The organism is Streptomyces sp. NRRL S-1813, from assembly GCF_000719605.1.
Taxonomy (GTDB): Bacteria; Actinomycetota; Actinomycetes; order Streptomycetales; family Streptomycetaceae; genus Streptomyces; species Streptomyces decoyicus.
In genome coordinates this window covers 184,762-209,558 of sequence record NZ_JOHB01000005.1, presented here as the reverse complement: position 1 = coordinate 209,558, position 24,797 = coordinate 184,762, and the positions used below count along the sequence as shown (strand labels likewise).

Here is a 24,797-nt window from a genome sequence, read left to right as displayed (position 1 = left end):
CATCAGCTAGCAACACTAGATTCCGAGAGGGCCGTCATGCTCAACGCACTCCAGGTCTTCACCACCGTGGTCGTCGGCGTGATGGTGGGGGTGGAGTTCTCCGTCGCCTTCGTCATCAACCCGATCCTCAACGCACTCCCCGGCGACAGTGGCCAACTCGGCCGCGCCCACGGGGGCCGGATGCTCGGCGCCGTGATGCCGGTCTGGTACATCACCTCGCTCGCCCTCGTCGCGATCTGGGCCGTCGCCGGATGGCACCACCACGGCACCGGCCTCGTCGTCACCGCCGCCGCGCTGCTGATCCTCAGCGTGATCATGTCGATCCTGCTGCTCGTCCCGATCAACAACCGGGGCAAGACCTGGACCCCTGACAACCGGCCCGCCGACTGGAAGCAGCAGATGAACCGCTGGGACCGCTTCCACTACGTCCGCGTCGCCGTCATCATCGCCGCCTTCGCCCTGCTGGCCGCCGCCCTCACCTGAGCCCGCGGGCTCACCCGCCCGGTCGTCAGCCGCGACACCAACACCCTCGAACTCCGCTGGTATCCCCAGGACGCGGGCCCCAGCGACAACCACTGACCGACAGCGAGAGGAAGTACCGAAAATGGCCAAGCTGGAGAGTCTCGACCCGCACACGCCGATGTTCGCGCAGTTCAAGGAGAAGACCGGGCCCATCGTCCTGGCCAACACCTTCTTCGTCCCGAAGGAGAGGACTGCCTCGTTCCTGGCCCTCTTTCGCAGGCAGGCCGAGTTCATGAAAGCTCAGCCGGGATTCGTCTCCCTGCAAATGCACAAGGGAACGGCGGACAGTCAGCTTCTGATGAACGTCGCGGTCTGGAAGTCGACCGAGGCGCTCGCCACGGCGTTCGGCAGCCCGGAGTTCCAGCGCATGGCGGCCGAGTTCCCCGACGACGTCGTGTCGTACCCGCACATCTTCGAGCAGATCGACGTATGACACGGCAGCGGTCGCCGCGTTACGGGGTCGATGTCCTCGTGCTCAGCCCTGCGGGCGGGCGATCCAGCTCCGGATCTCCTGCGACACCTCGCACACGCCCGACAGCCGGGAATGCATGCCGCTCAGAGCGCACAACTGCGATCCCGACAAACTACGCCCCTCGATGACCTGCGCGGCTCCCGGCTCTGGTTCGGGCGGCCCCCGGGCCGCTGCCCGGCCGAGCCGCGCCACAGCGGTCCGGCTCAGCCGCCCGACGTGTCCAGCTCCGCGTCCGCGTCCACGCCCGCGCAGTCGTAGGGGTCGTCCAGCCAGCCGTCCGGCAGGACCACCCGGTTACGGCCCGACGTACGGCCGCGCGGGCCGTCCGCGCCCACCGGCCACGGCTGGTCGAGGTCCAGCTCCGACAGCAGCGCGTCCAGCTCGTCGAGGGAGGAGGTGACGGCGAGACTGCGGCGCATCTCGGAGCCGACCGAGAAGCCCTTGGTGTACCAGGCGACATGCTTACGGAAGTCGATCACGCCGCGCGCCTCGTCGCCGATCCACTCGCCGAGCAGGGTGGCGTGCCGCAGCATCACGGCCGCGACCTCCTTGAGGGTCGGCTGCGCGTAGGTCCCCGTCCCCTCGAAGGCGGCGACCAGATCGCCGAACAGCCAGGGCCGCCCCAGGCAGCCGCGCCCCACGACCACTCCGTCGCAGCCCGTCTCACGCATCATCCGCTCGGCGTCGTCCGCCGACCAGATGTCGCCGTTGCCGAGCACCGGGATCTCCGGGACATGCTCCTTGAGGCGTGCGATGGCGTCCCAGTCGGCGGTGCCGCCGTAGTGCTGGGCCGCGGTCCGCCCGTGCAGCGCGATCGCCGTGATGCCCTCCTCGGCCGCGATCCGCCCCGCGTCGAGGTAGGTGATGTGGTCGTCGTCGATGCCCTTGCGCATCTTCATCGTCACCGGCAGCCCGCCCGCGTTCGCCACCGCCTCACGCAGGATCGAGCGCAGCAGATTCCGCTTGTACGGCAGCGCCGAGCCGCCGCCCTTGCGGGTCACCTTCGGGACCGGGCAGCCGAAGTTCAGATCGATGTGGTCGGCGAGGCCTTCTTCCGCGATCATGCGGGCGGCCTTGCCGACGGTGTCCGGGTCGACGCCGTACAGCTGGATCGAGCGCGGCTTCTCGGTCTCGTCGAAGTGGATCAGCTGCATGGTCTTCTCGTTGCGCTCGACCAGCGCCCGAGTCGTGATCATCTCGCTGACGAACAGACCCTTGCCGCCGCTGAACTCCCGGCACAGCGTCCGGAACGGGGCATTGGTGATCCCGGCCATGGGCGCGAGCACCACGGGCGGCTGCACCGTATGCGGACCGATCTTCAGCAGAGTCATGACGGCAATACCTTCGGCTTTCTTCGGCTTCCTTCGGCGGGGCGGACGAGCCGCGGCCGTACGGGCGGTCCGGCCACTGCGATCTCCCATTGTCCCGCACCGCGCGAGTGGCCCCGCCAGGGCCGGACGCCCCGGATCGTTGTAGCGTTCAACCATGCCTGAGCTCAGCCGTCGACGGCGTCACCTGGTGCTGGCGATCTGCTGCATGAGCCTGCTGATCGTCAGCCTCGACAACACCATCCTCAATGTCGCCCTGCCGTCCATCCAGCACGAACTGCATGCCTCGGTCTCCGGCATGCAGTGGACGATCGACGCCTACACCCTGGTCCTGGCGGCGCTGCTGATGCTGGCCGGCTCCACCGCCGACCGGCTCGGCCGGCGCCGGATCTTCCTGGTCGGGCTGGTGGTCTTCGCCGTCGGCTCTCTGCTGTGCAGCCTGGCACCCGGCCTGGAGTGGCTGGTGGTCTTCCGGATGGTGCAGGCGGTCGGCGGCTCGATGCTCAATCCCGTCGCGATGTCGATCATCACCAACACCTTCACGGAACCGCGGGAGCGGGCCCGTGCGATCGGGGTGTGGGGCGGTGTCGTCGGCATCAGCATGGCGGCCGGGCCGGTGATCGGCGGGCTGCTGGTGCAGACCGTCGGCTGGCGCTCGATCTTCTGGATCAACGTCCCGATCGGCGCCCTCGCGTTCTTCCTGACCCTGCGCTACGTCCAGGAGTCCCGCGCTCCCCGGCCGCGCCGCGTCGACCCGGTCGGCCAGCTGCTGGTGATCGCGCTGCTCGGCTCGCTGACGTACGCAATCATCGAGGCCCCGGACGCCGGCTGGGTCTCCCCCGAAATCCTGACCTTCGTGCTGGTGGCGCTGGCCTCCCTGGTCGGTCTGATCGCCTATGAGCGACGCCGGCGCGAACCCCTCATCGACCTGCGGTTCTTCCACAGCGCACCGTTCAGCGGGGCGACGATCGTGGCGGTCTGCGCCTTTGCCGCGCTCGCCGGCTTCCTCTTCATCAACACCCTGTATCTACAGAACATCCGCGGCCTGTCCGCTTTGGGCGCCGGTCTCTACATGCTCCCCATGGCGGGGATGACGCTGGTCTTCGCACCGCTGTCGGGACGGCTGGTCGGCAGTCGGGGACCGCGTCTGTCGCTGCTCCTGGCCGGTGCGGCAATGGGGGCGAGCGGGCTGCTCTTCGCCGCGTTCGACGCCCAGTCGACGAATCCGCTGCTGTTCACCGGCTATGTCCTGTTCGGTATCGGATTCGGCCTGGTCAACGCGCCGATCACCAACACCGCGGTGTCGGGTATGCCCCGCACCCAGGCCGGTGTGGCCGCCGCCGTCGCCTCCACCAGCCGGCAGATCGGGCAGTCGCTCGGCGTCGCGGTGATCGGCGCCGTACTGGCAGGCGGGGCCCATGCCACCGCCACCGCGGACGCCTTCATTGCGGCCGGCCGCCCGGCGTGGTGGATCATCGCGGGCTGCGGCGCGGCCGTCCTGCTGCTCGGCGCCCTGACAACGGGCCGGTGGGCGAAGGCCACGGCCGACCGCACGGCGACACTGTTCGACGAGGAGGAACAGGGGCAACGGGCAGCGGGCGCGCGGCCGTAGGCGGCTCACGGCCACCGTTGTCCGAACGCCGCGTGCCGCTCGCGTCCGCCCGTCGGGCGGTTCACTGCCGGCCGCTCGCGTCCGCCCCTCACCGCGGGCCGCTGACGTCCCCCTCGGCCGTTCACCGCGGGCCACTGACCCGCCGCCTCGGCCCGTCATTGCGGACCGCTCACGCCCGCTCCCTCGGCCGTACGGTCACACCGAGACCAGCGCCGCCTCCTCGGCCAGCCGTTCCAACTGCTCCAACCGCTCCCGGGTCGTCGCGTCCACGGGCGTGTAGGACAGCAGCTTGGGGCCGGGGTTGGGCCCCGTCCACAGGCTCGTGGCGGACAGTTGCAGCACCCCCACCCGCGGATGCCGGAAGAGCTTGACGGAGCTCATCGGACGGATGACCTCATGCTGGGTCCAGATCTCCCGGAACTCCGGCGATGCCTCCGTCAGCCGCGCGACCAGCGCCTTCCAGGGCGGCTCCGCGACATGCCCGGCCATCGACGCCCGGAACTTGGCGGCCATCACCCGCATCGTGGCGTCCAGATCGACCACGCTCGACCGCCACACGGGATGGGTGAACGCCAGCCACATGCAGTTGCGGTCCTCCTCGGGCAGCGCGTCGAGGTCGCACATCAGGCGGCCGTAGGTGCTGTTGTAGGCGAGGATGTCGAACCGGCTATTCTGGACGACCGCGGGGAACGGCTCCAACTGGCGCAGCATCTGGCGCAGTTCGCGCGTGACACCCGTGCACTCCGTGCCCGGCATCGGGTCGACCGCCCCCGCCAGCGCGAACAGATGGCTGCGCTCGGCGCGGTCGAGCAGCAGCGCACGGGCGACCGCGTCCAGGACCTGCGGCGATACGTGGATGTCCCGGGCCTGTTCGAGCCAGGTGTACCAGGTGACGCCGACCGCGCCCAGGTGCGCGACCTCCTCGCGGCGCAGACCGGGCGTACGGCGGCGGGCGCCCCGTGGCAGTCCGACCTGCTCGGGCGTGATCCGCTCCCGTCGGCTGCGCAGGAACGCGGCCAGCTCGGCCCGGCGGGCGGCGTCATCGCGCGGGGCGGTGCCGTGCCGCGGGGCGGCGGCGGGGCCTGTGGCAGTCTGCGTCAGGGGCATGTCCACGGTCATGCCTCCAGCGTGCCGCAGTCCGCAGCCGGTTGCCAGGTAGCACCGGTACCAGGATAAGAAGACTCTGGTACCAGCTTGAGCACTCGACAACAGTCGGGTCCGTGAGCGATACCCGAGCACAGATGACCACCGCGGACGCCAGGGCCGCGACCCTCGACGCCCCGGCCACCCTCCCGGATGCCGCGCACCCCGGAGTCCCGGCGACCTCGGAGGCACCGGCCGCATCCGGCCCCGCCCCGCAGCGGCACCCGGCCACGACCGTCCTGACCCCGCTCGGCCTGCTGACCGTACTGCTGGGCGCGGCCCTGCCCATGATCGATTTCTTTATCGTCAATGTCGCACTGCCCACGATCGACCACGATCTGCACGCGGGGCCCGCGATGCTGGAGATGGTGGTGGCGGGTTACGGCGTCGCCTACGCCATGCTGCTGGTGCTCGGAGGCCGGCTCGGCGACATGATCGGCCGGCGCCGGCTGTTCCTCTGGGGCCTGGTCGCGTTCGGCCTGACGTCACTGGCCTGCGGTCTTGCCCCGGACGCCGGGACGCTGGTGGCCGCCCGGGTCGCCCAGGGGGCCGCGGCCGCGCTGCTGCTGCCGCAGGTGCTGGCCACCATCCAGGCCACGACCACCGGCAAGCGGCGCGCCAAGGCCGTCAGCCTCTACGGCGGTACGGCCGGTGTCGCGAGCGCCGTCGGCCAGGTGCTCGGCGGCCTGCTGGTCTCCGTCGACCTGGCGGGCACCGGCTGGCGCGCGGTCTTCCTGGTGAACGTTCCGATCTCCGCTGCGGCCTGGCTGCTGGCCGCCCGTACGGTCCCCGAGACCCGCTCCCCGCACCCGAGCCGGGTGGACGGTCCCGGGACCGCGCTGCTCGCCGCCACGCTGATCACCCTGCTGCTGCCGCTGACGGAGGGCCGGGCGGCCGGCTGGCCCCTGTGGTCCTGGATCCTGCTGGCCGTCTTCCCCTTTGCCGCCGCCGCGTTCTTCCTCGTCGAGCGCCGGGCCGAACGCACAGGGCGTACCCCGCTCGTCCCGCCCTCGCTGCTGCGGATCCCCTCCGTGAACAGCGGACTCACCATGATCATCCCGTTCACGCTGGGCTTCGGCGGCTTCATGTTCGTGGTCGCCGTCGCCCTCCAGAACGGCCTGCACTACGGCCCGTTCGCGGCCGGGCTGTCCCTGGCGCCGCTGTGCGTCACGTTCTTCTTCGCCTCGCTCGCCGGTCCGCGGCTGGTGATGCGGTTCGGGCGGCGGGTGGTGGTCGCCGGTTCGCTGATCCAGGGCATCGGGCTGATCGGCCTGGCGCTGACCGTGCACTCGGGCTGGCCCGCGATATCGGTGGCCGGGCTCGCATCGAGCATGGCCGTCCTGGGCCTCGGGCAGGGCATGGTGCTGCCGGTGCTGATGCGCATCGTGCTGAGCGAACTGCCGGTGACACAGGCCGGCGTGGGCGGCGGCGTCATGGTCACCACCCAGCAGTCCGGCCTCGCCCTCGGCGTGGCCACCCTCGGCACCCTCTTCCTCGCGCTGATCCCGTCCGTCGGCATCCGCGACGCGATGCTCGCCGCCCTGCTGACGCAGCTGGCGATCGTCGCGGGCACGACGACGCTGGCCCTGCGACTGCCCCGCACCCTGCGCTGACGCGCACTGACGACGACTGGCGTCCGCTGACGCGCACTGACATCGGCTTGCCTGCCCTGATCTGCGCTGACCTGCGCTGACCTGCGCTGACCTGCGAGGGAGCGAAGGACGAGGCCTGGCACTCACATATGGCAAAACACATGACGACTGACAGATATTGAAATCTGTCAGTCGTCATGCCATAGTGATTCTGGAACGTACGACATCCGCCCTACCTCCACGCCAACGCCCCCATCCCCACCCATCCCGTCCTCCAGGAGCACGCAGTGCAGACCCGCACCCTGGGCACCACCGGCCCACAGACCTCCGCCCTCGGCCTCGGCTGCATGGGCATGTCCGCCCTCTACGGCGACACCGACCGCAGCGAATCCATCGCCACCCTCCACGCCGCCCTCGACGCGGGCGTCACCCTGCTCGACACCGGCGACTTCTACGGCATGGGCCACAACGAACTGCTGATCAACGAGGCCCTGCGGACCGCCCCCGCGGCGGCCCGCGAGAAGGCGCAGATCAGCGTCAAGTTCGGCGCCCTGCGCACGGTCGAAGGCGGCTTCACCGGCTATGACGGCCGGCCGAACGCGGTGAAGAACTTCGCCGCGTACTCCCTCCAGCGCCTGGGCACCGACCACATCGACATCTACCGGATCGCCCGGGTCGACCCGGACGTTCCGATCGAGGAGACCGTCGGCGCCATCGCCGAGCTGGTCGAGGCCGGGCACGTCCGGCACATCGGCCTCTCCGAGGTCGGCGCCGAGACCCTGCGCCGGGCCGCCGCCGTCGCCCCGATCTCCGACCTCCAGATCGAGTACTCCCTCATCTCCCGAGGCATCGAGGAGGCGATCCTGCCGACCGCCCGCGAGCTGGGCATCGGCGTCACCGCCTACGGTGTTCTGTCGCGCGGCCTGATCAGCGGCCACTTCAGCCGCGACCGCAAGCTCGCCGCCAACGACTTCCGTGGCATGAGCCCCCGCTTCCAGGGCGAGAACCTCGACCGCAACCTCGACCTGGTGGACGCGCTGCGCAAGATCGCCGAGCAGAAGGGCGTCTCGGTCGCCCAGACCGCCATCGCCTGGGTGCTCTCCCGCGGCGAGGACATCGTCCCGCTGGTCGGCGCCCGCCGCCGCGACCGGCTCACCGAGGCCCTCGGCGCCCTGGCCGTCACCCTGGACTCCGACGACCTCTCCGCGATCGAGCGCGCGGTCCCGCCCGGCGCCGCCGCCGGCGACCGCTACCCCACCGACCAGATGGCCCACCTGGACAGCGAACGCTGACGCCAGGGGGCGCGAGCACCGGGGCCCGGTGACTTTCGAGGTCAACCATCGAGGTCCGGTGACCGACGGAGGTCCGGTGGTGACCAACGGAGGTCCGAAGCCGATCGGGGTCCGGCGCCGATCGGTGTCCGGTGACCAGCGAGGCCCGGTACCGATCGAGGCCCGGAGACGATCGAGGCCCGGAGACGTCCGAGGCCGGGTGGCCACCGAAGCGGGTACGGGGCGGAGCCAGGTACCGTCCGTACGTACCCGGCGCCCGGATCCGACGTGGTGTACACACGCACCCCGAGACCGGTTCCGGCACCCGCCGGTGTGCCACCGGTACCGCCCGGCACCACCCGCCGCCCCCGCCCCGCCCTCTCCGCCCTCTCCGAAAGGCCGACCCGCCCCATGCCGCCCGAGACGTTGACCCCAGAGCGCATCCTCGAAGCCACCGAGGAGGTGCTGCGCCGCTACGGCCCGGCCAAGGCCACGGTCGTGGATGTGGCGCGCGCCCTGGGCGTCAGCCACGGCAGCGTCTACCGCCACTTCCGTACGAAGGCAGCACTCCGGGAGGCGGTCACGGAGCGCTGGCTGGACCGCACGAGCAAGGAACTGTCGGTCATCGTCACGGCGGAAGGACCAGCTCCGGAACGCTTGGACCGCTGGCTGACCGCCCTCTTCGAGGCCAAGCGGCACAAGGCCGGCGACGATCCCGAACTGTTCGCCACCTATATGGCGTTGATCGGGGAGAGCGGCGGCGTGGTCGACCGTCACATCACCGATCTGGAAACCCAGCTCACCACCATCATCGAAGCCGGCGTCAGCGAGGGCGAGTTCCACACCCCCTCCCCCGCCACCACCGCCCGCGCCGTCTTCGACGCCACCGGCCGCTTCCACGACCCGTGTTACGCCCCCGAGTGGTCCCGCCCCGAAATCACCACCGACTTCGAGGCCGTCCGCGACCTGGTGCTGCGGGGCCTGCGCAGCTAGGGGGTGTCCGGGCGATCATGAGCGGAGCCACGGCACTTCGCCTTGATGTCCTGCTGGTTCAGCCTTTGACGGAGTGCCGACCGGAGCAACGGACCGAGCGTCAGGCTCAGCCACATGACCGGCCGACGGCAAGCTCAGGCCACCCACGCCCCGTCCCGCATGATGACTCTGCCGCGTAGTTCCTGCTCACCCCGCCACGCACGGACAGTCTTCGGCACCAAGCGGATATAGACAAAGGGGCCATCGTCGCGGCGTGGGTCCCATCCGAATTTTTCGACGAATGCCTGCGCTGCGCCCCCGGGCACCTCTTGGTCCGGGAAGCACTCCACCGTGCCCTGGAGAAGCACCACATCGGAGGTGTCCGGCAACGCCAGGCGCACACGCGGGTCTTCGCGGACGTTCCGTGCAGTCGCGGAGGTCGCACCAGTACACATCCACACCGCTTGCCCGTCCCACATGAACCACAGTGGCACCTGGTGCGGCCCGTGTTCAGGATGAGCTGTCGACACCCATACATCCCGCTCGGTGGTGAGCCGTTCCAGGGTTTCACGCCTACGTGCCGGCGCCTTGCGAGGAACGATCTTCGTGGTCTGCATGAGCGCCGACACTAGCCAGCAAGCGCGAAGCACACATCAGGCTCGGGACCTACTCTCAGCGACCGATGGATTCTCAGCCTTCAGGGCGCGGCGGAGCCTGGAGGCAGTGAGTCACATGATCGGGCGGACAAGCTCCAGCTGCGGCGTCCCGGAAGAGCCGCCGGACACGAACGGAGAAGGAACACGCCGGGCGGAGTCATTCTCCGGCCGGAGATGGTCGATCCGCCCCCGCTCGACCACGTTCAGGACCGCTCTCTATGATCAACCGGCTCATGACTGACAGTACGAAACGGGGAGACAGCAATGAGTTCCATGGTGAGTTCGCGGAGATGCCTGCGGACAGCGGCGATAGCGACGCTGGTGGTCTTGACGGCCGGCGCCTGCGGCTCGGAGCCGGAGCCGGCCAAGGGCACGCCCGTGACACGTCCGACGGCGCCGGCACTTGATGCGGTCGCGCCCCAGCATCCCGCGCCCGGCGAGAAGGCACCGGTGCTGGAGAAGATCAAGTACGAGCTCGAAACCAGGGTTCTCCGCATGGGCGGCATGGTCCCGAAGCCGACGAGCAGTTCCTGTGACACCGACGCGGTCGGCGACAAGCCCCAGAAGTTCACCTGTAGCGTCAAGTACCTGGGCATCGACGTGCCCTTCCGCGTGGAGACCACGGGCGGCTTCATCATGACGCAGTACACCGCGACGCCGGTCAAGGGCGGAGTGATCACCCGCGAAGGTGTGCGCGCCACGGCGTGGAAGCGGTACGGCACCCTCGGCGGAAAGACCAGGGACTCGCTGCGCTGCGACGACATTCCCACGGTCCGGCTGGTCCCGGTCGGCAAGCCCAGCGGATACCGGTGCTACATCGGCGAAGGCGGCCTGGCGGGCCCCTACGACGTGATCATCGGCGGCAACGGCCTGAGCCTGCGCTGATCAGCGACACCGGAACGCGGCAACGCCGCAACGCGGCAAGGGTGTGAGGCTGCGCCAAGAGGGCGTTCTCGTCTGCTGCCAGTCGTCGAGCAGCGCCTTCGGGACAGCTCCTCACCCCGCCCCCGCCTCCGCCACGCCATGCAGGAAGAGCGCCCAGGCGAGCATGCCGAAGGCGGCGGTGTGGGCGAGCGCGCGCACGATGTTCCAAGTGACCCACCGGCCCTCGAAGCTGTCCCGCGCGGCCTTGAGCGCACCCGGCCGGATGACTCGTCCATGTCCGGTGCGGTGGGCCGACCCTACCGAGAACGGCCGCCGCTACCCGGCCCGCAACAGGTACCGCGGTACACGCTGCCCGGGACGACCGCCCCGCCGAGAGAGACGCTACCCGGCCCTCCGGTAACTGCTGCCGTCCTTGGGCCTGGTCAGCATTGCGCCCACTTGGAGCATGCGCACCTCCGGTCCGCGGCGGTTGCTGCGCTGCTCAGGGGGCCGGGGGGTGGTGTCCGGGAGCAAGGGCCGACGCGCCCTGGCCCCCCACCCCGAGGAAGTGCAGCACCGCCAGCACCCGCCGGTGGTCGGCGTCCGCCTTCGGCAGGTCCAGCTTGGCGAGGATGTTGTTGATGTGTTTGGCGACCGCGCTCTCGCTCACCACCAGCTGGGCGGCGATGCCCCCGTTGGAACGGCCCTCGGCCATCAGGGCGAGGACGTCCCGTTCGCGGGCCGTCAGCCGCTCCAGCGGATCGCTCGCCCGCCGTACCAGCAGCTGGGCGACGACCTGCGGGTCGAGCGCGGTGCCGCCGGCCGCCACCCTGCGCAGTGCCTCGATGAACTCCTCGACATCCGCGACCCGTTGTTTGAGCAGATAGCCGACGCCGCTGGTGTTCGTCGCGAGCAGATCGGCCGCGTAGCGCTCCTCGACGTACTGGGAGAGCATCAACACGGCCGTGCCGGGCCGGTTCCGGCGGATGGACAGTGCGGCGCGAACGCCCTCGTCGGTGAAACCCGGGGGCATCCGGACGTCCACCACCGCGAGGTCGGGCCGGTGTTCCCCGACCGCCGCCAGCAGCTCCTGCGCGTCCCCCGCCTCGGCCACCACCTCGAACCCGGCCATCTCCACCACCTTGACCAGCCCGATCCGCAGCAGTACGGAGTCCTCGGCGATCACGGCACGCCTCACATCGGGCACGGCAGCTCCACGCTCATCATGGTCGGGCCCCCCACGGGGCTGCTCATCCGGAAGGTTCCGTCCACGGACCGCACGCGCTGGGCGAGCCCCTTCAGACCGCTCCCCCCGGACGGATCGGCGCCGCCCATACCGTCGTCGGCGATCACCACCCGAAGTATCTCGCCGAGCCGGGTGACCGTCACCTCCGCCCGGGTCGCCTCCCGCGCATGCTTGGCGATATTCGTCAGCGCCTCGGAGACGACGAAGTAGGCGACCGCCTCGACGGCCGGCGCCGTGCGCTGCGGCAGATCCGCGGGCAGTCCCGTCGGCAGATCCGTCGGCCGATCCGTCGGCAGATCCACCCGCAGCCGTACGGGCAGTGGCGCGCGGGCCGCGAGACCCGACAGCGCCGCATCCAGCCCCAGTTCGTCCAGAACGGCCGGATGGAGCCCCCGCACCAGGTTGTTGAGCTCCTCGATCGCGTCCTTCGCCTCACGGTGCGCGGTATCGATGACCTGCTGCGCCTCCGGTGGCAGATCCGTCAGCGTAGCCCTGGCCAGCCCGAGGTTCAGGGCCAGCGACACCAGCCGCTGCTGCGCGCCGTCATGCAGATCGCGCTCGATGCGCCGTCGCTCGGCGTCGGCGGCGTCCACCGCACCGGCCCGGCTCTCGGTGAGGTCCTCGACCCTGCGCGCCAGCTGGTCGGACCGGCTCGCGCCCAGCATCGCCTGCCCGACCAGGATCTCCAGCCGTACGAGCCCCGCGGCCAAAGGCGGCACAGCGGCGAGCGCCAGCAGCCCCGCCACCGTGAGGTAGGCGGCGTTGGTGGTGTAGCCCTCGTGCTCGCGCCGCCACTCCCCCGGCACCAGCCAGACCCACACCAGGACCAGCGACGCCGCCACTGCCGCCAAAAGCAGTGTCAGCAGCAGGAATTCCAGCACCGCGAGCAGCGGACCGATCAGCAAGTGGTAGCCGAACTGCCGCTTGATCTCCCTGAACCGCAGCCGCGGCAGCTCCACTCCGCACAGCGCCCGGAACCGCCAGCGCTGCGGCTCGGTCAACCCCCAGCCCGCGACGGGCAGCAGGGGAAGCGTGAACGCCAGCACCACCGGCGTATCGGGGTCCGGGTCGAGCACCGTGCCGAGCAGCAGCATCACCACCCAGAAGTGCAGCAGCAGCGGGAGGAGATGCAGCGTCATCCCGGCGGCTATGAAGGCGATGTCACGCCGCATACGTACGAGAGCCCGGCGCAGCCGGGGCGGGACGGTCATGATCCAACCGTATGGGGCCGGTTCACGCGGCGGCCATGACAGCAGTGTCCGTAGCGGGGGTGTAGCTGGTGCCACCCCAAGTCGGACAGCGACGTTACTGACGGTGGCCCGCGAAAACCGGAGTGTTGATCACGAGCCCGACGGCCGGGTTCGCGACTCCGGAAGAGACCCTTTCCATGGCCCTCAGCACTCTCAACTCACCTTCCCTCGGCGGTAGTTGCACTCGTCGCGGCGGCACCGGCACGGTGCCGCTCAGTGCCGCCCGCCGTCGGCAGGGCAGGATCCTGACCGGCGCCGGGCTCGCCCTCCTCCCCTGGCTCGGCTACCTGGCCGGCACCCTCCCGCCCGCCGAGGCCGCCGCCTGGGTCGCCCTGGACGCCCTGGAGGCCGCCGCCCTCCTCGCCGCCGGCACCCGGCTGCTGCTCGGCGACTCCCGCCACCGCGCGCCCGCGGCCGCCGCGGCCGTCCTGCTCCTCGCCGACGCCTGCCTCGACCTGGCCACCGCCGCCCCCGGCACGGAACTGGCCACGGCCCTCGCCATGGCCGTCGGAGCGGAACTGCCCCTGGCGGGCCTGTCCGCCTGGCTGGCGTCGCGGCGGACGTGAGTGCCTAGGGGGTGGACGAACAGATCCCGTAAGGGATGCGAGGGCCCCTGTGGGCCACAACGCGGGGACACCGGAAGGCATTCCCGCTATCCCGCCCCCGCCCCGCCCCGGCGCCACGTCCATCGCCCCCGTGGCGACCAGCCCCCACGGCGATCGGCCCACACAGCAATCGGCCCACACGGCGACCAGCCCACACAGCGCTCACCCCCACAGCAATCGGCTTACACAGCGACCAGCCCACACAGCGCTCACCCCCACGGCGCCCAGCCCCCACACCACCCGTCGCCCTCACCGTCATCGTCACCACCCCCAGCCCCGCCCAGCCCCACCCACTCCCCCGCACCCAAAAGCGCCGGCCAACCCCGGAAAATCCGAGGCCGGCCGGCGCTTGAGGTCGCAGGTGGGCGCCGCCCCGGAAGGGGCCGGCGCCGCACCGTGCGGGACTAGCAGCCGAGCAGTCGCGCGCCCAGGTACGCCTGGATCTGGTCCAGGCTGACCCGCTCCTGCTTCATGGTGTCGCGCTCGCGCACGGTCACCGCGTTGTCGTCGAGGGTGTCGAAGTCGACCGTGACGCAGAACGGCGTGCCGATCTCGTCCTGGCGGCGGTAGCGGCGGCCGATCGCGCCCGCGTCGTCGAACTCGATGTTCCAGTTCTTGCGCAGGTCCGTGGCCAGCCCCTTCGCCTTCGGCGACAGCTGCGGGTTACGGGACAGCGGCAGCACCGCAACCTTGACCGGCGCCAGGCGCGGGTCGAGCTGCATGACGGTGCGCTTCTCCATCTTGCCCTTGGCGTTGGGCGCCTCGTCCTCGATGTACGCGTCGAGCATGAAGGCGAGCATCGCGCGGTTCACACCGGCCGCCGGCTCGATGACGTACGGAGTCCAGCGCTCGCCGGCCTCCTGGTCGAAGTAGGAGAGGTCCTGGCCGGACGCCTTGGCGTGCGCGGACAGGTCGTAGTCGGTGCGGTTGGCCACGCCCTCCAGCTCGGAGAACTCGGTGCCGCCGAAGTTGAAGCGGTACTCGATGTCAGCGGTGCGCTTGGAGTAGTGCGAGAGCTTCTCGGCCGGGTGCTCGAACCAGCGGATGTTCTCCTCGCGGATGCCGAGGTCGCGGTACCAGTTCCACCGCTGCTCCATCCAGTACTCCTGCCACTGCTCGTCCTCGCCCGGCTTGACGAAGAACTCCATCTCCATCTGCTCGAACTCACGGGTCCGGAAGATGAAGTTGCCGGGCGTGATCTCGTTGCGGAAGGACTTGCCCATCTGCGCGATGCCGAACGGCGGCTTCTTGCGGGAAGTCTGCTGCACCTGGGCGAAGTTGGTGAAGATGCCCTGCGCGGTCTCGGGGCGCAGGTAGGCGACCGAGGCGGTGTCCTGCGAGGGGCCGAGGTGGGTGGAGAGCAGGCCGGAGAACTGCTTGGGCTCGGTGAAGCTGCCCTTGTTGCCGCAGTGCGGGCAGTTCAGGTCGGCGAGGCCGTTCGCCGGGAGCCGGCCGTGCTTGGCCTCGTACGCCTCTTCCAGGTGGTCGGCGCGGAAGCGCTTGTGGCAGGAGGTGCACTCGGTGAGCGGGTCGGTGAAAGTGGCGACGTGGCCGGACGCCTGCCAGACCTCGGGGGCCAGGATCACCGACGAGTCGAGACCGACGACGTCTTCGCGCGAGGTGACCATGGCGCGCCACCACTGACGCTTGATGTTCTCCTTGAGCTCGACGCCCAGCGGACCGTAGTCCCAGGCAGCGCGGGAGCCGCCGTAGATCTCACTGCACGGGTATACGAAGCCACGGCGCTTGCTCAGGCTGACGATGGTATCGATCTTGTCGGCGGCCACGGTGCTCTCTTCATTACGACGACGAACGATGGATGGGCAGCGCCCTAGCGCCTCGATGGTGGGGTGGTGGTCAGGAGACGGGTGGGCGAATAGTTCAGGGTACCGGCGGCCGTACCCCCCGGATCAAATCGGTTCCGGATCGGTTGTGGATCAGTTCCGGCCCACTGTCGCCCCGCTCACACCCACCCACCTGTTGTTGACAATCGTTTCCAACTTTGTTGAAAATGAGTGTCATGAACATACGCCGTCATATATCCACCGCGGCCCTCGCCGGAGTCTCGGTGCTCGGTCTGCTGGCACTCTCCGCCTGCTCCCCCGCCGGCGGCGCCCGCACCGAGGACGGCAAGCTGCGGGTGACAGCGTCCTTCTACCCCATGGAATTCCTCGCCCGGCAGATCGGCGGGAAGCACGTCGAGGTGACCGGCCTCACCAAGCCGGGCGCCGAGCCGCACGACCTGGCGCTCACCCCGAGGCAGACCGGCCAGCTGAGCGAGTCCGGCGCGATCGTCTACCTCAAGGGCCTCCAGCCCGCCGTGGACGACGCCGTCGCGCAGTCCGGCAACAAGCACGTCGCCGACGCCGCCGCGCTGACCTCCCTCGAAAAGCACGGCACCGAGGTCGACGGCCACCACCACACGACCGGCGACAACCACTCGCACTCCGAGGCCGAGGGCGGCAACGACCCCCACATCTGGCTCGACCCCGTGAAGTACGCCGAGGTCGCCAAGGGCGTCAACAAGACCCTCGCCAAGGCGGACCCGGACCACAGGGCCGACTTCCAGAAGAACACCGATGCGCTGGTGAAGAAGCTGGACGGGCTGGACAAGGAGTTCCGGGACAAGCTGAAGAACCGGCCCTCGGACACCTTCCTCACCACCCACGCGGCCTTCGGCTACCTCGCCGAGCGCTACGGCCTGACCGAGGAGGCCATCAGCGGCCTCGACCCCGAGTCCGAGCCCAGCGCCCACCGCATCAAGGACCTGCACACCCTCGCGAAGAAGCACCACGTCTCCACGGTCTTCTTCGAGACGATCGCCAACCCGGCCACCGCCAAGGCCCTGGCCGGTGACCTGCGCCTGAAGACCGATGTCCTCGACCCGCTGGAAGGGATCAACGACAAGTCCCGCGGCCGGGACTACTTCGAGGTGCAGCACGCCAACCTCGCCGCGCTCCAGAAGGCGCTCGGCAGCAAGTGACGGACACCGCACAGCACGTGACGGAGGTCACCATGAACCAGTCGCCCGCCCAGCCGGTCATCGACCTGCACGGGGCCACCGCCTCCCTGGGCGCCCGCCCCGTGCTGCGCGGCGTCGACCTGACCGTGCGCTCCGGCGAGGTCGTGGCCCTGCTCGGCGCCAACGGCTCCGGCAAGTCCACCGCCGTACGCTCCGTGATCGGCCAGGTCCCGCTCACCGGCGGCGAGCTGTCCCTCTTCGGCACGCCGTTCCGCCGGTTCAGGGACTGGGCCCGGATCGGGTACGTGCCGCAGCGCACCACCGCGGCCGGCGGCGTCCCCGCGACCGTCCGCGAGGTCGTCACGGCCGGCCGGCTCGCCCGTACGAAACTGGGCATCCTGCGCAAGGCCGACCGGGCCGCGGTGCACCGCGCCCTGGAGCTGGTCGGCATGGCGGACCGGGCCAAGGACTCCGTCAACGCGCTCTCCGGCGGACAGCACCAGCGGGTGCTGATCGCCCGCGCGCTGGCCGGCGAACCGGAGCTGCTGATCATGGACGAGCCGATGGCCGGCGTCGACCTGGCCAGCCAGGAGGTGCTCGCCTCCGCACTGCGCGAACAGGTCGGCCGCGGCACGACGGTCCTGCTCGTCCTGCACGAGCTGGGCCCGCTGGAGCCGCTGATCGACCGCGCGGTGGTGCTGCGCGACGGCTGCGTGGTCCACGACGGCCCGCCGCCCGAGGCCGTGGGCCAGCACGCGCTGCCCGGCCATGACCATGTCCACCCGCACGCCGATGCGGCCGCGGAACCGATCCGGACGGGGCTGCTGAGCTGATGCCGCGCTCTTCGGGGAACGCCCCCCGCACCCCGGCCCGCCACCGCCCGAGCACCGGCTCCCTTCTGCGAGGACGACCGACATGGACATCCTGAACTACGCCTTCATGCAGCGGGCCTTGATCGCCGCCCTGATCGTCGGCGTCACCGCTCCCGCCATCGGCATCTACCTCGTCCAGCGCCGCCAGGCCCTGATGGGCGACGGAATCGGCCATGTCGCGCTCACCGGCGTCGGCCTCGGCTTTCTGCTCAACACCAGCCCGGTGTGGGTCGCCACGGCCGTCGCCATCGCCGGCTCCGTCGTCATGGAGCTGATCCGCTGGTACGGCAAGACCCGCGGTGACCTCGCGCTGGCCATGCTGTTCTACGGCGGTATGGCGGGCGGTGTGATGCTGATGAACCTCTCCGACGCCGGCTCCAACGCCAACCTCGGCACCTACCTCTTCGGCTCGATCACCACCGTCTCCCCGCAGGACATGACCACGATCTACGTCCTGGCCGCCCTGGTGCTGGCGATCACGATCGGGCTGCGCCGCCAGCTGTTCGCCGTCTGCCAGGACGAGGAGTTCGCCCGGGTGACGGGCCTGCCGGTGCGGCTGCTCAATCTGCTGGTCGCCGTCACCGCCGCGGTCACCGTCACCGTCGCCATGCGCGTCGTCGGGCTGCTGCTGGTCAGCGCCCTGATGGTGATCCCGGTCGCGGCCGCCCAGCAGATCAGCCGCAGCTTCGCGGTCACCTTCGCGGTGGCCGTCGCGATCGGTGTCGCGGTCACTCTTACGGGCACCGCCACCTCGTACTACGTGGACGTGCCGTCCGGCGCCACCATCGTGCTGTTCGCCATCGCCCTGTTCGTCCTCTTCACCGCTCTCGCCGCGCCGCTCGCGAAAAAGCGCGCCAGAGCTGCCGCAGAGGACGCCAAGGGGTGCACTCTGGAGGTACCCGGCGGCCACCCCGCCACGGACGACGTGAGCGTGGCCGGATGAACGCGGGTGGTGAGGCGGCGGCGGGTAGCTTTCGGCAGACAGCTGTACGCGTCGGCGTCCCCCCGGTGGTCCGGTCATCACCTGGCACAATGGCGGGACGCACGTACAGGGGGAAGTCCTGACGTTCTAGGGAGGCAACGGTGGCGACGAGCGCGGGATCTCCGGTACGCGGCCGGTCGACGCGACAGCGGACCGCGGTGTCGGCCGCACTCGACGAGGTCGACGAGTTCCGCAGTGCGCAGGAGCTGCACGACATGCTCAAGCACAAGGGCGACTCGGTCGGGCTGACCACGGTCTACCGGACGCTCCAGTCCCTCGCCGACGCCGGTGAGGTCGATGTGCTGCGCACGAGCGAGGGCGAGGCGGTCTACCGCCGGTGCAGCACCGACGATCACCACCACCATCTGGTGTGCCGGGCCTGCGGCAAGGCCGTCGAGGTCGAGGGCCCCGCGGTGGAGAAGTGGGCCGACCAGATCGCCACGGAGCACGGCTTCCAGGACGTCGCGCACACCATCGAGATCTTCGGAACGTGCGGGGAGTGCGCGGCCCAGCAGACCGCTGAGCAGCAGTAGCAGCAGGCACACGAGAGGGCCGCCTTCGGAGGCGGCCCTTCCGTCTGCCCGGACCCGCGGTCCTCGTCTTCGCCGGACCTGCGGTCGTCACCTTCACCTGACCTGCGGTGGTCATCTTCACCGGACCTGCTCCGGGGATAACTGTCAGGTACACGCCGGTGCTAGCCTTGACGCGGCATCAGCGTGGCTCTACGCGCATACCACGGGGGAGAATATGGGCGTTCTCGGAGAACTCTGGGACGACGGCACAAAGCTGGTCGGCGACGTGGTCGAGATCGGCAAGGACGTCATGATGGCGCCGGCCGAGATCGCGCACTGGGTGCTGACCCAGATGTTCGGCGGCGGCGAGGCCGACCTACAGAAGATCGCGGCCGAGCTGAAGAAGCTGAGCACCGAGCTGGACGGCCTGACCAAGGAGATCAACTCCACTCTGGATCACCTCACTTGGCACGGTCCGGCATCCGACGCCTTCGTCACCGTCGCGCACGGCCGCGTCAAGGAGATGAACAAGATCTCCGACGACCTCTCCACGCTGGGCACGTCGGTCACCCGGCTGTCCCAGGTCTACTGACACAACGTCAGTTCCGTCCGGGGCGCTGCGCCCACGGAGTTCACCCTTCACCGGGCTCCACATTCACCGGGCTCCCCATCCGCGGAGCCCGAGGCCTTCGGACCGCGATACCTCCTCGGCATGCCGGCTCTTCGCGGTCCTCACCACATCACGGGGGTTGTACGGATGGCAGGCGACACGTTCGGCGTGGAGATGGCGGAACTCGCCAAGATCGAGAAGGACTGGCGCGCGGTCAGCCGGCGGATGCTGGAGCTGAACCAGCAGCTGGGGGAGATCAAGAAGACGCTGGTCACGGCCGCGGGGATCGATCTCGCGACGGCACCGCTCGCGCAGCTCCCCGGTTTCGGCATCGCCTACCAGGTGCTCGCGGACGTGAAGGCCATCGCCGAGGTGAGCGAGCGCCTTGAGGAGAACAAGAAGAAGCTGCTCGAGGAGCTGGCGGGCGACGCCGAGAAGATCAAGAAGGTCAAGGCCGAGTACGAGGCCAATGAGAAGAAGATCGAAGATGAACTGAAGAAGATCAAGCACCGGAAGAAGCACGAGGCCCCCCACTCCCCCGGACACACCGGCGGCGGCTCCGGTGGCGGCGGCAACGGCGGCGGTGGCGGTGGCGGCACCGGCGGCTCTGCCGGAGGGGGCGGCGGCTCCGGCCCGGCCCCCACCGAGGGGCACGGCGACGGCAAGTGGGAGACGAAGGGCGACTGGGACGCCTGGTCACCGGGCAAGCACCACACGACCACCGGTGCCGGCGTCGAGACCGCGCCTGACACCTCCGGCCTGCCGGGCGAGCGCAAGGACATCATCGACCGCGCCCTGGAGCGGGTGGAGCACCGGATCGGCTACAGCCAGTCGGCCACCACCAACGGCTACCGGGACGACTGCTCGGGCTTCGTCTCCGCCGCCTGGGGCCTCCAGCCTCCCGGCCTGAACACCTATGGCCTGATGGGCAACGACACCGCCCATGTGATCACCAAGGACGACCTCCAGCCGGGCGACGCCCTGATAGCCGGCGACCACACCGTCCTCTTCGGCGGCTGGGCCGACAAGGAGCACACCAAGTACATCGCCCTGGAGGACAACGGCTCCCAGGGCACCGTCTCGCACGTCATCCCGTACCCGTACTACTCCGGCGACGCCGCGCACGAAAGGTCGATCGGCCAGCCGTACGTGCCCTACCGCCGCAACGGCCTCTAGGACGCGACCGACGGATCGGCCCGGGGCTGCGGGCGTCTGGCACCGCAGCCCGGTCCGGCCGGCCCCTCAGTCCCGGTCCGGGCCGGCCCTCAGCCCCGCTCTGCCCCGCTCTGCCCCGCTCTGCCCCGCTCTGCCCCGCACACGAGAGAGAACGCCTGCATGTTCACCCGCCGCCTGCTCACCACAGCCGTATGTGCCGCGGCACTGGCCACACTCACCTCCTGCAAGGGTGCGGACACGGACGCCTCCCCGGAGGCCACCGCCTCGTCCGCCCCGGCCGCCTCGTCCCCGACAGCCGCACCGTCCGGCTCACCGGCCCCCTCGGCCCCCGCTTCGGCCTCGGCCTCGCCCGTGAAGGACCTGCCGATCGACCCGGAGCCGACCTCCGACTGCACGCCCGGCAAGTTGGCCAAGGGCCACCGGATGGTGCAGGTCATGGCCGCGCCGTCGCACGGCGCGCTGTCCGTCCGGGAGGCGAAGTTCGCCTGTGATCCCAATGGCGGCGGGTATGCGGGGACGGGGAAGGCCGCCCGCCAACCGCTGGCCCCGGGGGCCACGGCCGAGCTGAGCACCGGCGCGACCGGCCACCGCACGGTGACCGTCGCCGACCTGACCCGGCACCTCACCGCCTGCCTGCGGCACGACCAGGTCGAGCCGCCGCTCGCCTGCTCGGGAGACATCTACGAGGTCACCGTGAACGGCTCCGGCGCCGTCTCGCACCTCCGCGAGATCTGGCACTCCTGACGGGGCAGGGCCTGCACGGGAAGGGCCCGGCGGCGTTCAGTACGAACGCCGCCGGGCCCTCCGCATGCACTCCCCCGGGCCGCCTTACGTCGCGGACCGGCCTTCCGCCTACTTCGCGGACTGGCCTTCCGCCTCCGGCGCCGCCCCGAACCGGCGGTCGCGCTTCGCGTACTCCAGGCAGGCCTGCCACAGATTCCGCCGGTCGAAGTCCGGCCACAGAATGTCCTGGAAGACCATCTCGGCGTAGGCGCTCTGCCAGATCAGGTAATTCGAGGTCCGCTGCTCACCCGACGGCCGCACGAAGAGATCCACGTCCGGCATGTCCGGGTAGTACATGTACTTCGCGACGGTCTTCTCGTTCACCTTCGACGGGTCCAGCCTTCCGGCCCGCACATCCGCCGCGATGGCCGCCGCCGCATCCGCGATCTCGGCCCGCCCGCCGTAATTCACGCAGAAATACAGCGTCATGGCGTCATTGTCCTTGGTCTGCTCCTGCGCGATCTGGAGCTCCTGCACCACGGACTTCCACAGCTTCGGCATCCGGCCGACCCACCGGATACGAATTCCCAGCGCGTCCATTTCGTCGCGGCGCCGCCGGATCACATCGCGGTTGAAGTTCATCAGGAAGCGGACCTCGTCGGGGGACCGCTTCCAGTTCTCCGTCGAGAAGGCGTACAGCGAAAGATTCTTCACGCCCATTTCGATGCAGCCCTTGAGGACGTCCATGACGACGCCCTCGCCGACCTTGTGGCCCTCGGTGCGCGGCAGCCCGCGCTCCTTGGCCCACCGGCCGTTGCCGTCCATGACGACCGCCACATGGTTCGGGACGAGCTCACCGGGGATCTTCGGCGGCCGCGCACCGGAAGGGTGCAGCTCGGGCGCCTCGTACTCGCGTCGATTGCGGCCCAGAATCCCGCGTCGTGCCATGCGGCCCACGTCTCCTATGTGTCTTGAGGGGCGTTTTGTCTTGAGGGTCGTTTTCGCTATTTCTCTACATACCGGAGGGAACGCAGGCCCCGCTCCAAATGCCAGTGCAGATACGCCGCGACGAGTCCGCTGCCCTCCCGGACATGACGGGCCTCGCAGGCGTCCGCGGTCTCCCAGTCGCCGGTCAGCAGCGCACTCAGGAGCCCGATGGCCTCAGAGGAGGGTACGACGCTCCCCGGCACCCGGCAGTCACCGCAGGTCACACCGCCCGCCCCCACGGAGAAGAACCGGTTGGGACCGGGCAGCCCGCACCGTGCACAGCTGTCGAAACTCGGCGCATAGCCGTTGACGGCGAGCGAGCGCAGCAAAAAGGCGTCCAGCACCAGATGCGGCTCGTGCTCGCCACGGGCCAGCGTCCGCAGCCCGCCGACCAGCAGCAGATACTGCTGTACGGCGGGCTCGCCCTCGTGATCGGTGAACCGCTCTGCGGTCTCCAGCATGGCCGTCCCGGCCGTGTAGCGGGCGTAGTCCGTGACGATCCCGCCGCCGTACGCGGCGATCGTCTCGCTCTGCGTACACAGCGGCAGCCCGCGCCCGATCAGCTCGCTGCCGCGCGCATAGAACTGCACATCGACGTGCGAGAACGGCTCCAGCCGCGCCCCGAACTTCGATTTCGTCCGCCGCACCCCACGGGCCACCGCCCGGACCCGGCCGCGGCTCCGGGTGAGCAGCGTGATGATCCGGTCCGCCTCACCCAGCTTCTGGGTGCGCAGCACGATGCCGTCGTCGCGGAACAGACTCATGGCGCCATTCTCGCGCATGGCCGGGGGCGGGCGTCCCTCAGGCCCGCTCGCCCCGGCTGCGTGCGTTGACGTAGGCGGTCGCGATGCTCAGGCGCTCCGCGACGGTGTCCTGCCGGGGCGGCGAAGGCTCGCCGGGGGCCGGCGAGGACTCGGCGAGCGCCGCGGTCAGCCGCCGGGCGACGTCCATCGTGCAGCAGCCCAGTTCCACGAGCGGGGGGAGGTACCGATGCGCGTAGGAGACGGGGTCGGGGTGCAGCGACGGCAGCACGACGCCTACGCGGGCGAGGGCTTCCCGCAATTCCGTCGTCACGGTTTCCACTTCCTTGGGCTGCTTCATGATCGTCCGTACTTTCCGTGGAGGGTTTCACTGTTCGCATTCAGAGCGTGACGGTGCGGAACTAGGCTGGGCAAGGAGATCGGCGCTACAACTGCCGCGCAGCACAAAGGAGTTAGGTCATGGCCAATGCCTCGCGACAAGCGGCCTGGGAATACTGGGGCGCGGAGCTCAAGCGCCGCCGGGAAGAATCCGGCTTAACCCAGGAAGCATTGGGACGACAGGTGTTCGTCTCAGGCGGCTACATCGGCCAGTTCGAGCAGGCGATCCGTAAGCCACAGCTGGATGTGGCGCTCCGGATCGACGAGGTTCTACAAACCGATGGTTTTTTCGAGCGGACCTGGCGAAAGCTGATCGATGACCAGCGGTACCCAGATTATTTCGCGGCAGCGGCGGAGCTGGAGCGGCTGGCGACGAAGATCTGCGACTTCGAGTCGATGATCGTGCCGGGGCTCTTGCAGACCGCGGCGTACACACGGGCATTCATGCTCGCGGGCAACCCGCTCGCGGCAGAGGAGTACATCGAGGAGAAGGTCCGCGGCCGACTCGACCGGGCAGTCATCCTCAAAGACGCTACGCGCCCTGTGTATTGGGCGGTACTGCATGAGGCCGTGCTACGTGTGCCGGTGGGCAGTCCGGCCGTCATGGCCGAGCAGCTGGAGCACATCGCCCAGCTCGCGCGCGAGCGAAAGATTCTTCTGCAAGTCCTCCCGTTCGCGGCGGGGGCATACCCAGTCATGGGCAAGTCACTGCGGCTCATGGAGTTCGACGACGCCCCGCCAACCGCCTATACAGAAGGCGCGTATTCGGGGAATTTGCTGGACGATCCTGCCGTGGTGAAGTGGGCACAGGCGGCCTACGATCTGGTCAGGGCCGTCGCGCTGTCGCCGGAGGCGTCCCTGGCCCTGCTCGAATCGGCGGCGGAGGACTACAGACGATGCGCGAGTACGACCTGAGCACCGCCCAGTGGCGCAAGAGCAGCTACAGCGATGAGCACGGCGGCAACTGCGTCGAGGTCGCCCACGAGTTCCCCGGCGCCGCCTCCTGGCGCAAGAGCAGCTACAGCGACGGGGATGGCGGCAATTGCCTTGAAGTCTCCGACAACCACCCCGGCGTAGTCCCCGTCCGCGACAGCAAGACCCCCCACGGCCCCGCCCTGGTCTTCACGGTGCCCCGCTGGACGGCCTTCATCGACGCCGTCAAAGGCGGCCAGCTTCCCGCCTCCTGACCGTCTTTCACCGGGCGTTCACACCAGTCACACAAAGGCCCCGCCATCCCACTGGATGACGGGGCCACATCACGTTATGGTCCGGGTCATCGCGGGCGGAAGACGACCTTCCGC

Annotated in this window: 26 protein-coding genes; 17 read left to right on the top strand and 9 right to left on the bottom strand. The window is 69.7% G+C overall.

The window, feature by feature from the left end:
* The first annotated feature begins 36 nt into the window (after positions 1 to 36).
* On the top strand, positions 37 to 483 hold the full coding sequence (locus IF67_RS0111020; protein WP_030984560.1) for a DUF1772 domain-containing protein: 447 nt from the start codon (positions 37 to 39) through the stop codon (positions 481 to 483).
* Between the two features lie 121 nt (positions 484 to 604).
* On the top strand, positions 605 to 955 hold the full coding sequence (locus IF67_RS0111015; protein WP_030984558.1) for an antibiotic biosynthesis monooxygenase family protein: 351 nt from the start codon (positions 605 to 607) through the stop codon (positions 953 to 955).
* A gap of 242 nt (positions 956 to 1,197) precedes the next feature.
* Here the strand turns inward: IF67_RS0111015 and dusB are convergent, their stop codons facing one another.
* Positions 1,198 to 2,325 carry a tRNA dihydrouridine synthase DusB gene (dusB, locus tag IF67_RS0111010; protein WP_030984556.1) on the bottom strand — a complete coding sequence of 376 codons (1,128 nt, stop codon included), beginning with the start codon at positions 2,323 to 2,325 and terminating at the stop codon, positions 1,198 to 1,200.
* 154 nt (positions 2,326 to 2,479) lie between these two features.
* Here dusB and IF67_RS0111005 point away from each other — a divergent pair, with 154 nt between their 5' ends.
* Positions 2,480 to 3,934 (top strand): MFS transporter, encoded by a 1,455-nt coding sequence (locus tag IF67_RS0111005; protein ID WP_030984554.1) that lies wholly within the window; start codon positions 2,480 to 2,482, stop codon positions 3,932 to 3,934.
* A gap of 195 nt (positions 3,935 to 4,129) precedes the next feature.
* Here the strand turns inward: IF67_RS0111005 and IF67_RS0111000 are convergent, their stop codons facing one another.
* Complete coding sequence (locus tag IF67_RS0111000; RefSeq protein ID WP_030984553.1) at positions 4,130 to 5,053, bottom strand: helix-turn-helix transcriptional regulator; 924 nt, start codon at positions 5,051 to 5,053, stop codon at positions 4,130 to 4,132.
* Positions 5,054 to 5,175: 122 nt separating this feature from the next.
* On the opposite strand from IF67_RS0111000, the gene IF67_RS0110995 reads away from it, so the two are divergent.
* The 3 genes from IF67_RS0110995 to IF67_RS0110985 all read left to right on the top strand — a co-directional run bounded on the left by IF67_RS0110995 (position 5,176) and on the right by IF67_RS0110985 (position 8,933).
* Entirely contained in the window at positions 5,176 to 6,690 is a 1,515-nt protein-coding gene (locus IF67_RS0110995; protein ID WP_078889373.1) for an MFS transporter, read from the top strand.
* 266 nt (positions 6,691 to 6,956) lie between these two features.
* Positions 6,957 to 7,961 carry an aldo/keto reductase gene (locus tag IF67_RS0110990; protein WP_030984548.1) on the top strand — a complete coding sequence of 335 codons (1,005 nt, stop codon included), beginning with the start codon at positions 6,957 to 6,959 and terminating at the stop codon, positions 7,959 to 7,961.
* Positions 7,962 to 8,351: 390 nt separating this feature from the next.
* Positions 8,352 to 8,933, top strand: coding sequence for a TetR family transcriptional regulator (locus IF67_RS0110985; protein ID WP_030984546.1), 582 nt, complete (start codon positions 8,352 to 8,354; stop codon positions 8,931 to 8,933).
* A gap of 134 nt (positions 8,934 to 9,067) precedes the next feature.
* Here IF67_RS0110985 and IF67_RS0110980 read toward each other — a convergent pair whose 3' ends face one another.
* Positions 9,068 to 9,529: a pyridoxamine 5'-phosphate oxidase family protein gene (locus tag IF67_RS0110980; protein ID WP_030984545.1), complete on the bottom strand. Its 462-nt coding sequence runs from the start codon at positions 9,527 to 9,529 to the stop codon at positions 9,068 to 9,070.
* Positions 9,530 to 9,946: 417 nt separating this feature from the next.
* Here IF67_RS0110980 and IF67_RS0110975 point away from each other — a divergent pair, with 417 nt between their 5' ends.
* Positions 9,947 to 10,453, top strand: a complete 507-nt coding sequence (locus IF67_RS0110975; RefSeq protein WP_158713069.1) for a hypothetical protein — start codon at positions 9,947 to 9,949, stop codon at positions 10,451 to 10,453.
* 481 nt (positions 10,454 to 10,934) lie between these two features.
* Here IF67_RS0110975 and IF67_RS0110965 read toward each other — a convergent pair whose 3' ends face one another.
* The gene (locus IF67_RS0110965; protein ID WP_051817882.1) at positions 10,935 to 11,618 is read right to left on the bottom strand and encodes a response regulator transcription factor; all 684 of its coding nucleotides are present in this window, start codon (positions 11,616 to 11,618) and stop codon (positions 10,935 to 10,937) included.
* Between the two features lie 8 nt (positions 11,619 to 11,626).
* On the bottom strand, positions 11,627 to 12,889 hold the full coding sequence (locus IF67_RS0110960) for a sensor histidine kinase (protein ID WP_030984539.1): 1,263 nt from the start codon (positions 12,887 to 12,889) through the stop codon (positions 11,627 to 11,629).
* Positions 12,890 to 13,065: 176 nt separating this feature from the next.
* Here IF67_RS0110960 and IF67_RS0110955 point away from each other — a divergent pair, with 176 nt between their 5' ends.
* On the top strand, positions 13,066 to 13,494 hold the full coding sequence (locus IF67_RS0110955) for a hypothetical protein (protein ID WP_030984538.1): 429 nt from the start codon (positions 13,066 to 13,068) through the stop codon (positions 13,492 to 13,494).
* Positions 13,495 to 13,937: 443 nt separating this feature from the next.
* Here the strand turns inward: IF67_RS0110955 and IF67_RS0110950 are convergent, their stop codons facing one another.
* The gene (locus IF67_RS0110950) at positions 13,938 to 15,320 is read right to left on the bottom strand and encodes a glycine--tRNA ligase (protein ID WP_030085223.1); all 1,383 of its coding nucleotides are present in this window, start codon (positions 15,318 to 15,320) and stop codon (positions 13,938 to 13,940) included.
* Between the two features lie 233 nt (positions 15,321 to 15,553).
* Here IF67_RS0110950 and IF67_RS0110945 point away from each other — a divergent pair, with 233 nt between their 5' ends.
* The 7 genes from IF67_RS0110945 to IF67_RS0110915 all read left to right on the top strand — a co-directional run bounded on the left by IF67_RS0110945 (position 15,554) and on the right by IF67_RS0110915 (position 21,391).
* The gene (locus tag IF67_RS0110945; protein WP_030984536.1) at positions 15,554 to 16,516 is read left to right on the top strand and encodes a metal ABC transporter substrate-binding protein; all 963 of its coding nucleotides are present in this window, start codon (positions 15,554 to 15,556) and stop codon (positions 16,514 to 16,516) included.
* Between the two features lie 32 nt (positions 16,517 to 16,548).
* Entirely contained in the window at positions 16,549 to 17,328 is a 780-nt protein-coding gene (locus tag IF67_RS0110940) for a metal ABC transporter ATP-binding protein (protein WP_030085219.1), read from the top strand.
* 82 nt (positions 17,329 to 17,410) lie between these two features.
* The gene (locus IF67_RS0110935; RefSeq protein ID WP_030984534.1) at positions 17,411 to 18,310 is read left to right on the top strand and encodes a metal ABC transporter permease; all 900 of its coding nucleotides are present in this window, start codon (positions 17,411 to 17,413) and stop codon (positions 18,308 to 18,310) included.
* 140 nt (positions 18,311 to 18,450) lie between these two features.
* Positions 18,451 to 18,882, top strand: a complete 432-nt coding sequence (locus tag IF67_RS0110930) for a Fur family transcriptional regulator (RefSeq protein WP_037839153.1) — start codon at positions 18,451 to 18,453, stop codon at positions 18,880 to 18,882.
* Positions 18,883 to 19,096: 214 nt separating this feature from the next.
* Entirely contained in the window at positions 19,097 to 19,453 is a 357-nt protein-coding gene (locus tag IF67_RS0110925) for a WXG100 family type VII secretion target (RefSeq protein ID WP_030984532.1), read from the top strand.
* Between the two features lie 165 nt (positions 19,454 to 19,618).
* Complete coding sequence (locus tag IF67_RS44195; RefSeq protein WP_051817880.1) at positions 19,619 to 20,647, top strand: hypothetical protein; 1,029 nt, start codon at positions 19,619 to 19,621, stop codon at positions 20,645 to 20,647.
* 159 nt (positions 20,648 to 20,806) lie between these two features.
* The gene (locus IF67_RS0110915; protein WP_030984529.1) at positions 20,807 to 21,391 is read left to right on the top strand and encodes a hypothetical protein; all 585 of its coding nucleotides are present in this window, start codon (positions 20,807 to 20,809) and stop codon (positions 21,389 to 21,391) included.
* Between the two features lie 108 nt (positions 21,392 to 21,499).
* Here the strand turns inward: IF67_RS0110915 and IF67_RS0110910 are convergent, their stop codons facing one another.
* The 3 genes from IF67_RS0110910 to IF67_RS45960 are packed head-to-tail and all read right to left on the bottom strand — an operon-like array spanning position 21,500 to position 23,458.
* Positions 21,500 to 22,318: an isoprenyl transferase gene (locus tag IF67_RS0110910; RefSeq protein WP_030984528.1), complete on the bottom strand. Its 819-nt coding sequence runs from the start codon at positions 22,316 to 22,318 to the stop codon at positions 21,500 to 21,502.
* A gap of 56 nt (positions 22,319 to 22,374) precedes the next feature.
* The gene (recO, locus tag IF67_RS0110905; protein WP_030984527.1) at positions 22,375 to 23,121 is read right to left on the bottom strand and encodes a DNA repair protein RecO; all 747 of its coding nucleotides are present in this window, start codon (positions 23,119 to 23,121) and stop codon (positions 22,375 to 22,377) included.
* Positions 23,122 to 23,158: 37 nt separating this feature from the next.
* Positions 23,159 to 23,458, bottom strand: coding sequence for a hypothetical protein (locus IF67_RS45960; protein WP_308372724.1), 300 nt, complete (start codon positions 23,456 to 23,458; stop codon positions 23,159 to 23,161).
* A gap of 119 nt (positions 23,459 to 23,577) precedes the next feature.
* On the opposite strand from IF67_RS45960, the gene IF67_RS0110895 reads away from it, so the two are divergent.
* Both IF67_RS0110895 and IF67_RS0110890 read left to right on the top strand, forming a co-directional pair.
* Positions 23,578 to 24,411, top strand: a complete 834-nt coding sequence (locus IF67_RS0110895; RefSeq protein WP_030984526.1) for a helix-turn-helix domain-containing protein — start codon at positions 23,578 to 23,580, stop codon at positions 24,409 to 24,411.
* Positions 24,393 to 24,683 (top strand): DUF397 domain-containing protein, encoded by a 291-nt coding sequence (locus IF67_RS0110890; RefSeq protein WP_030984525.1) that lies wholly within the window; start codon positions 24,393 to 24,395, stop codon positions 24,681 to 24,683. Before IF67_RS0110895 ends, IF67_RS0110890 begins: the two co-directional genes overlap by 19 nt.
* The last annotated feature ends 114 nt before the right edge of the window (positions 24,684 to 24,797 follow it).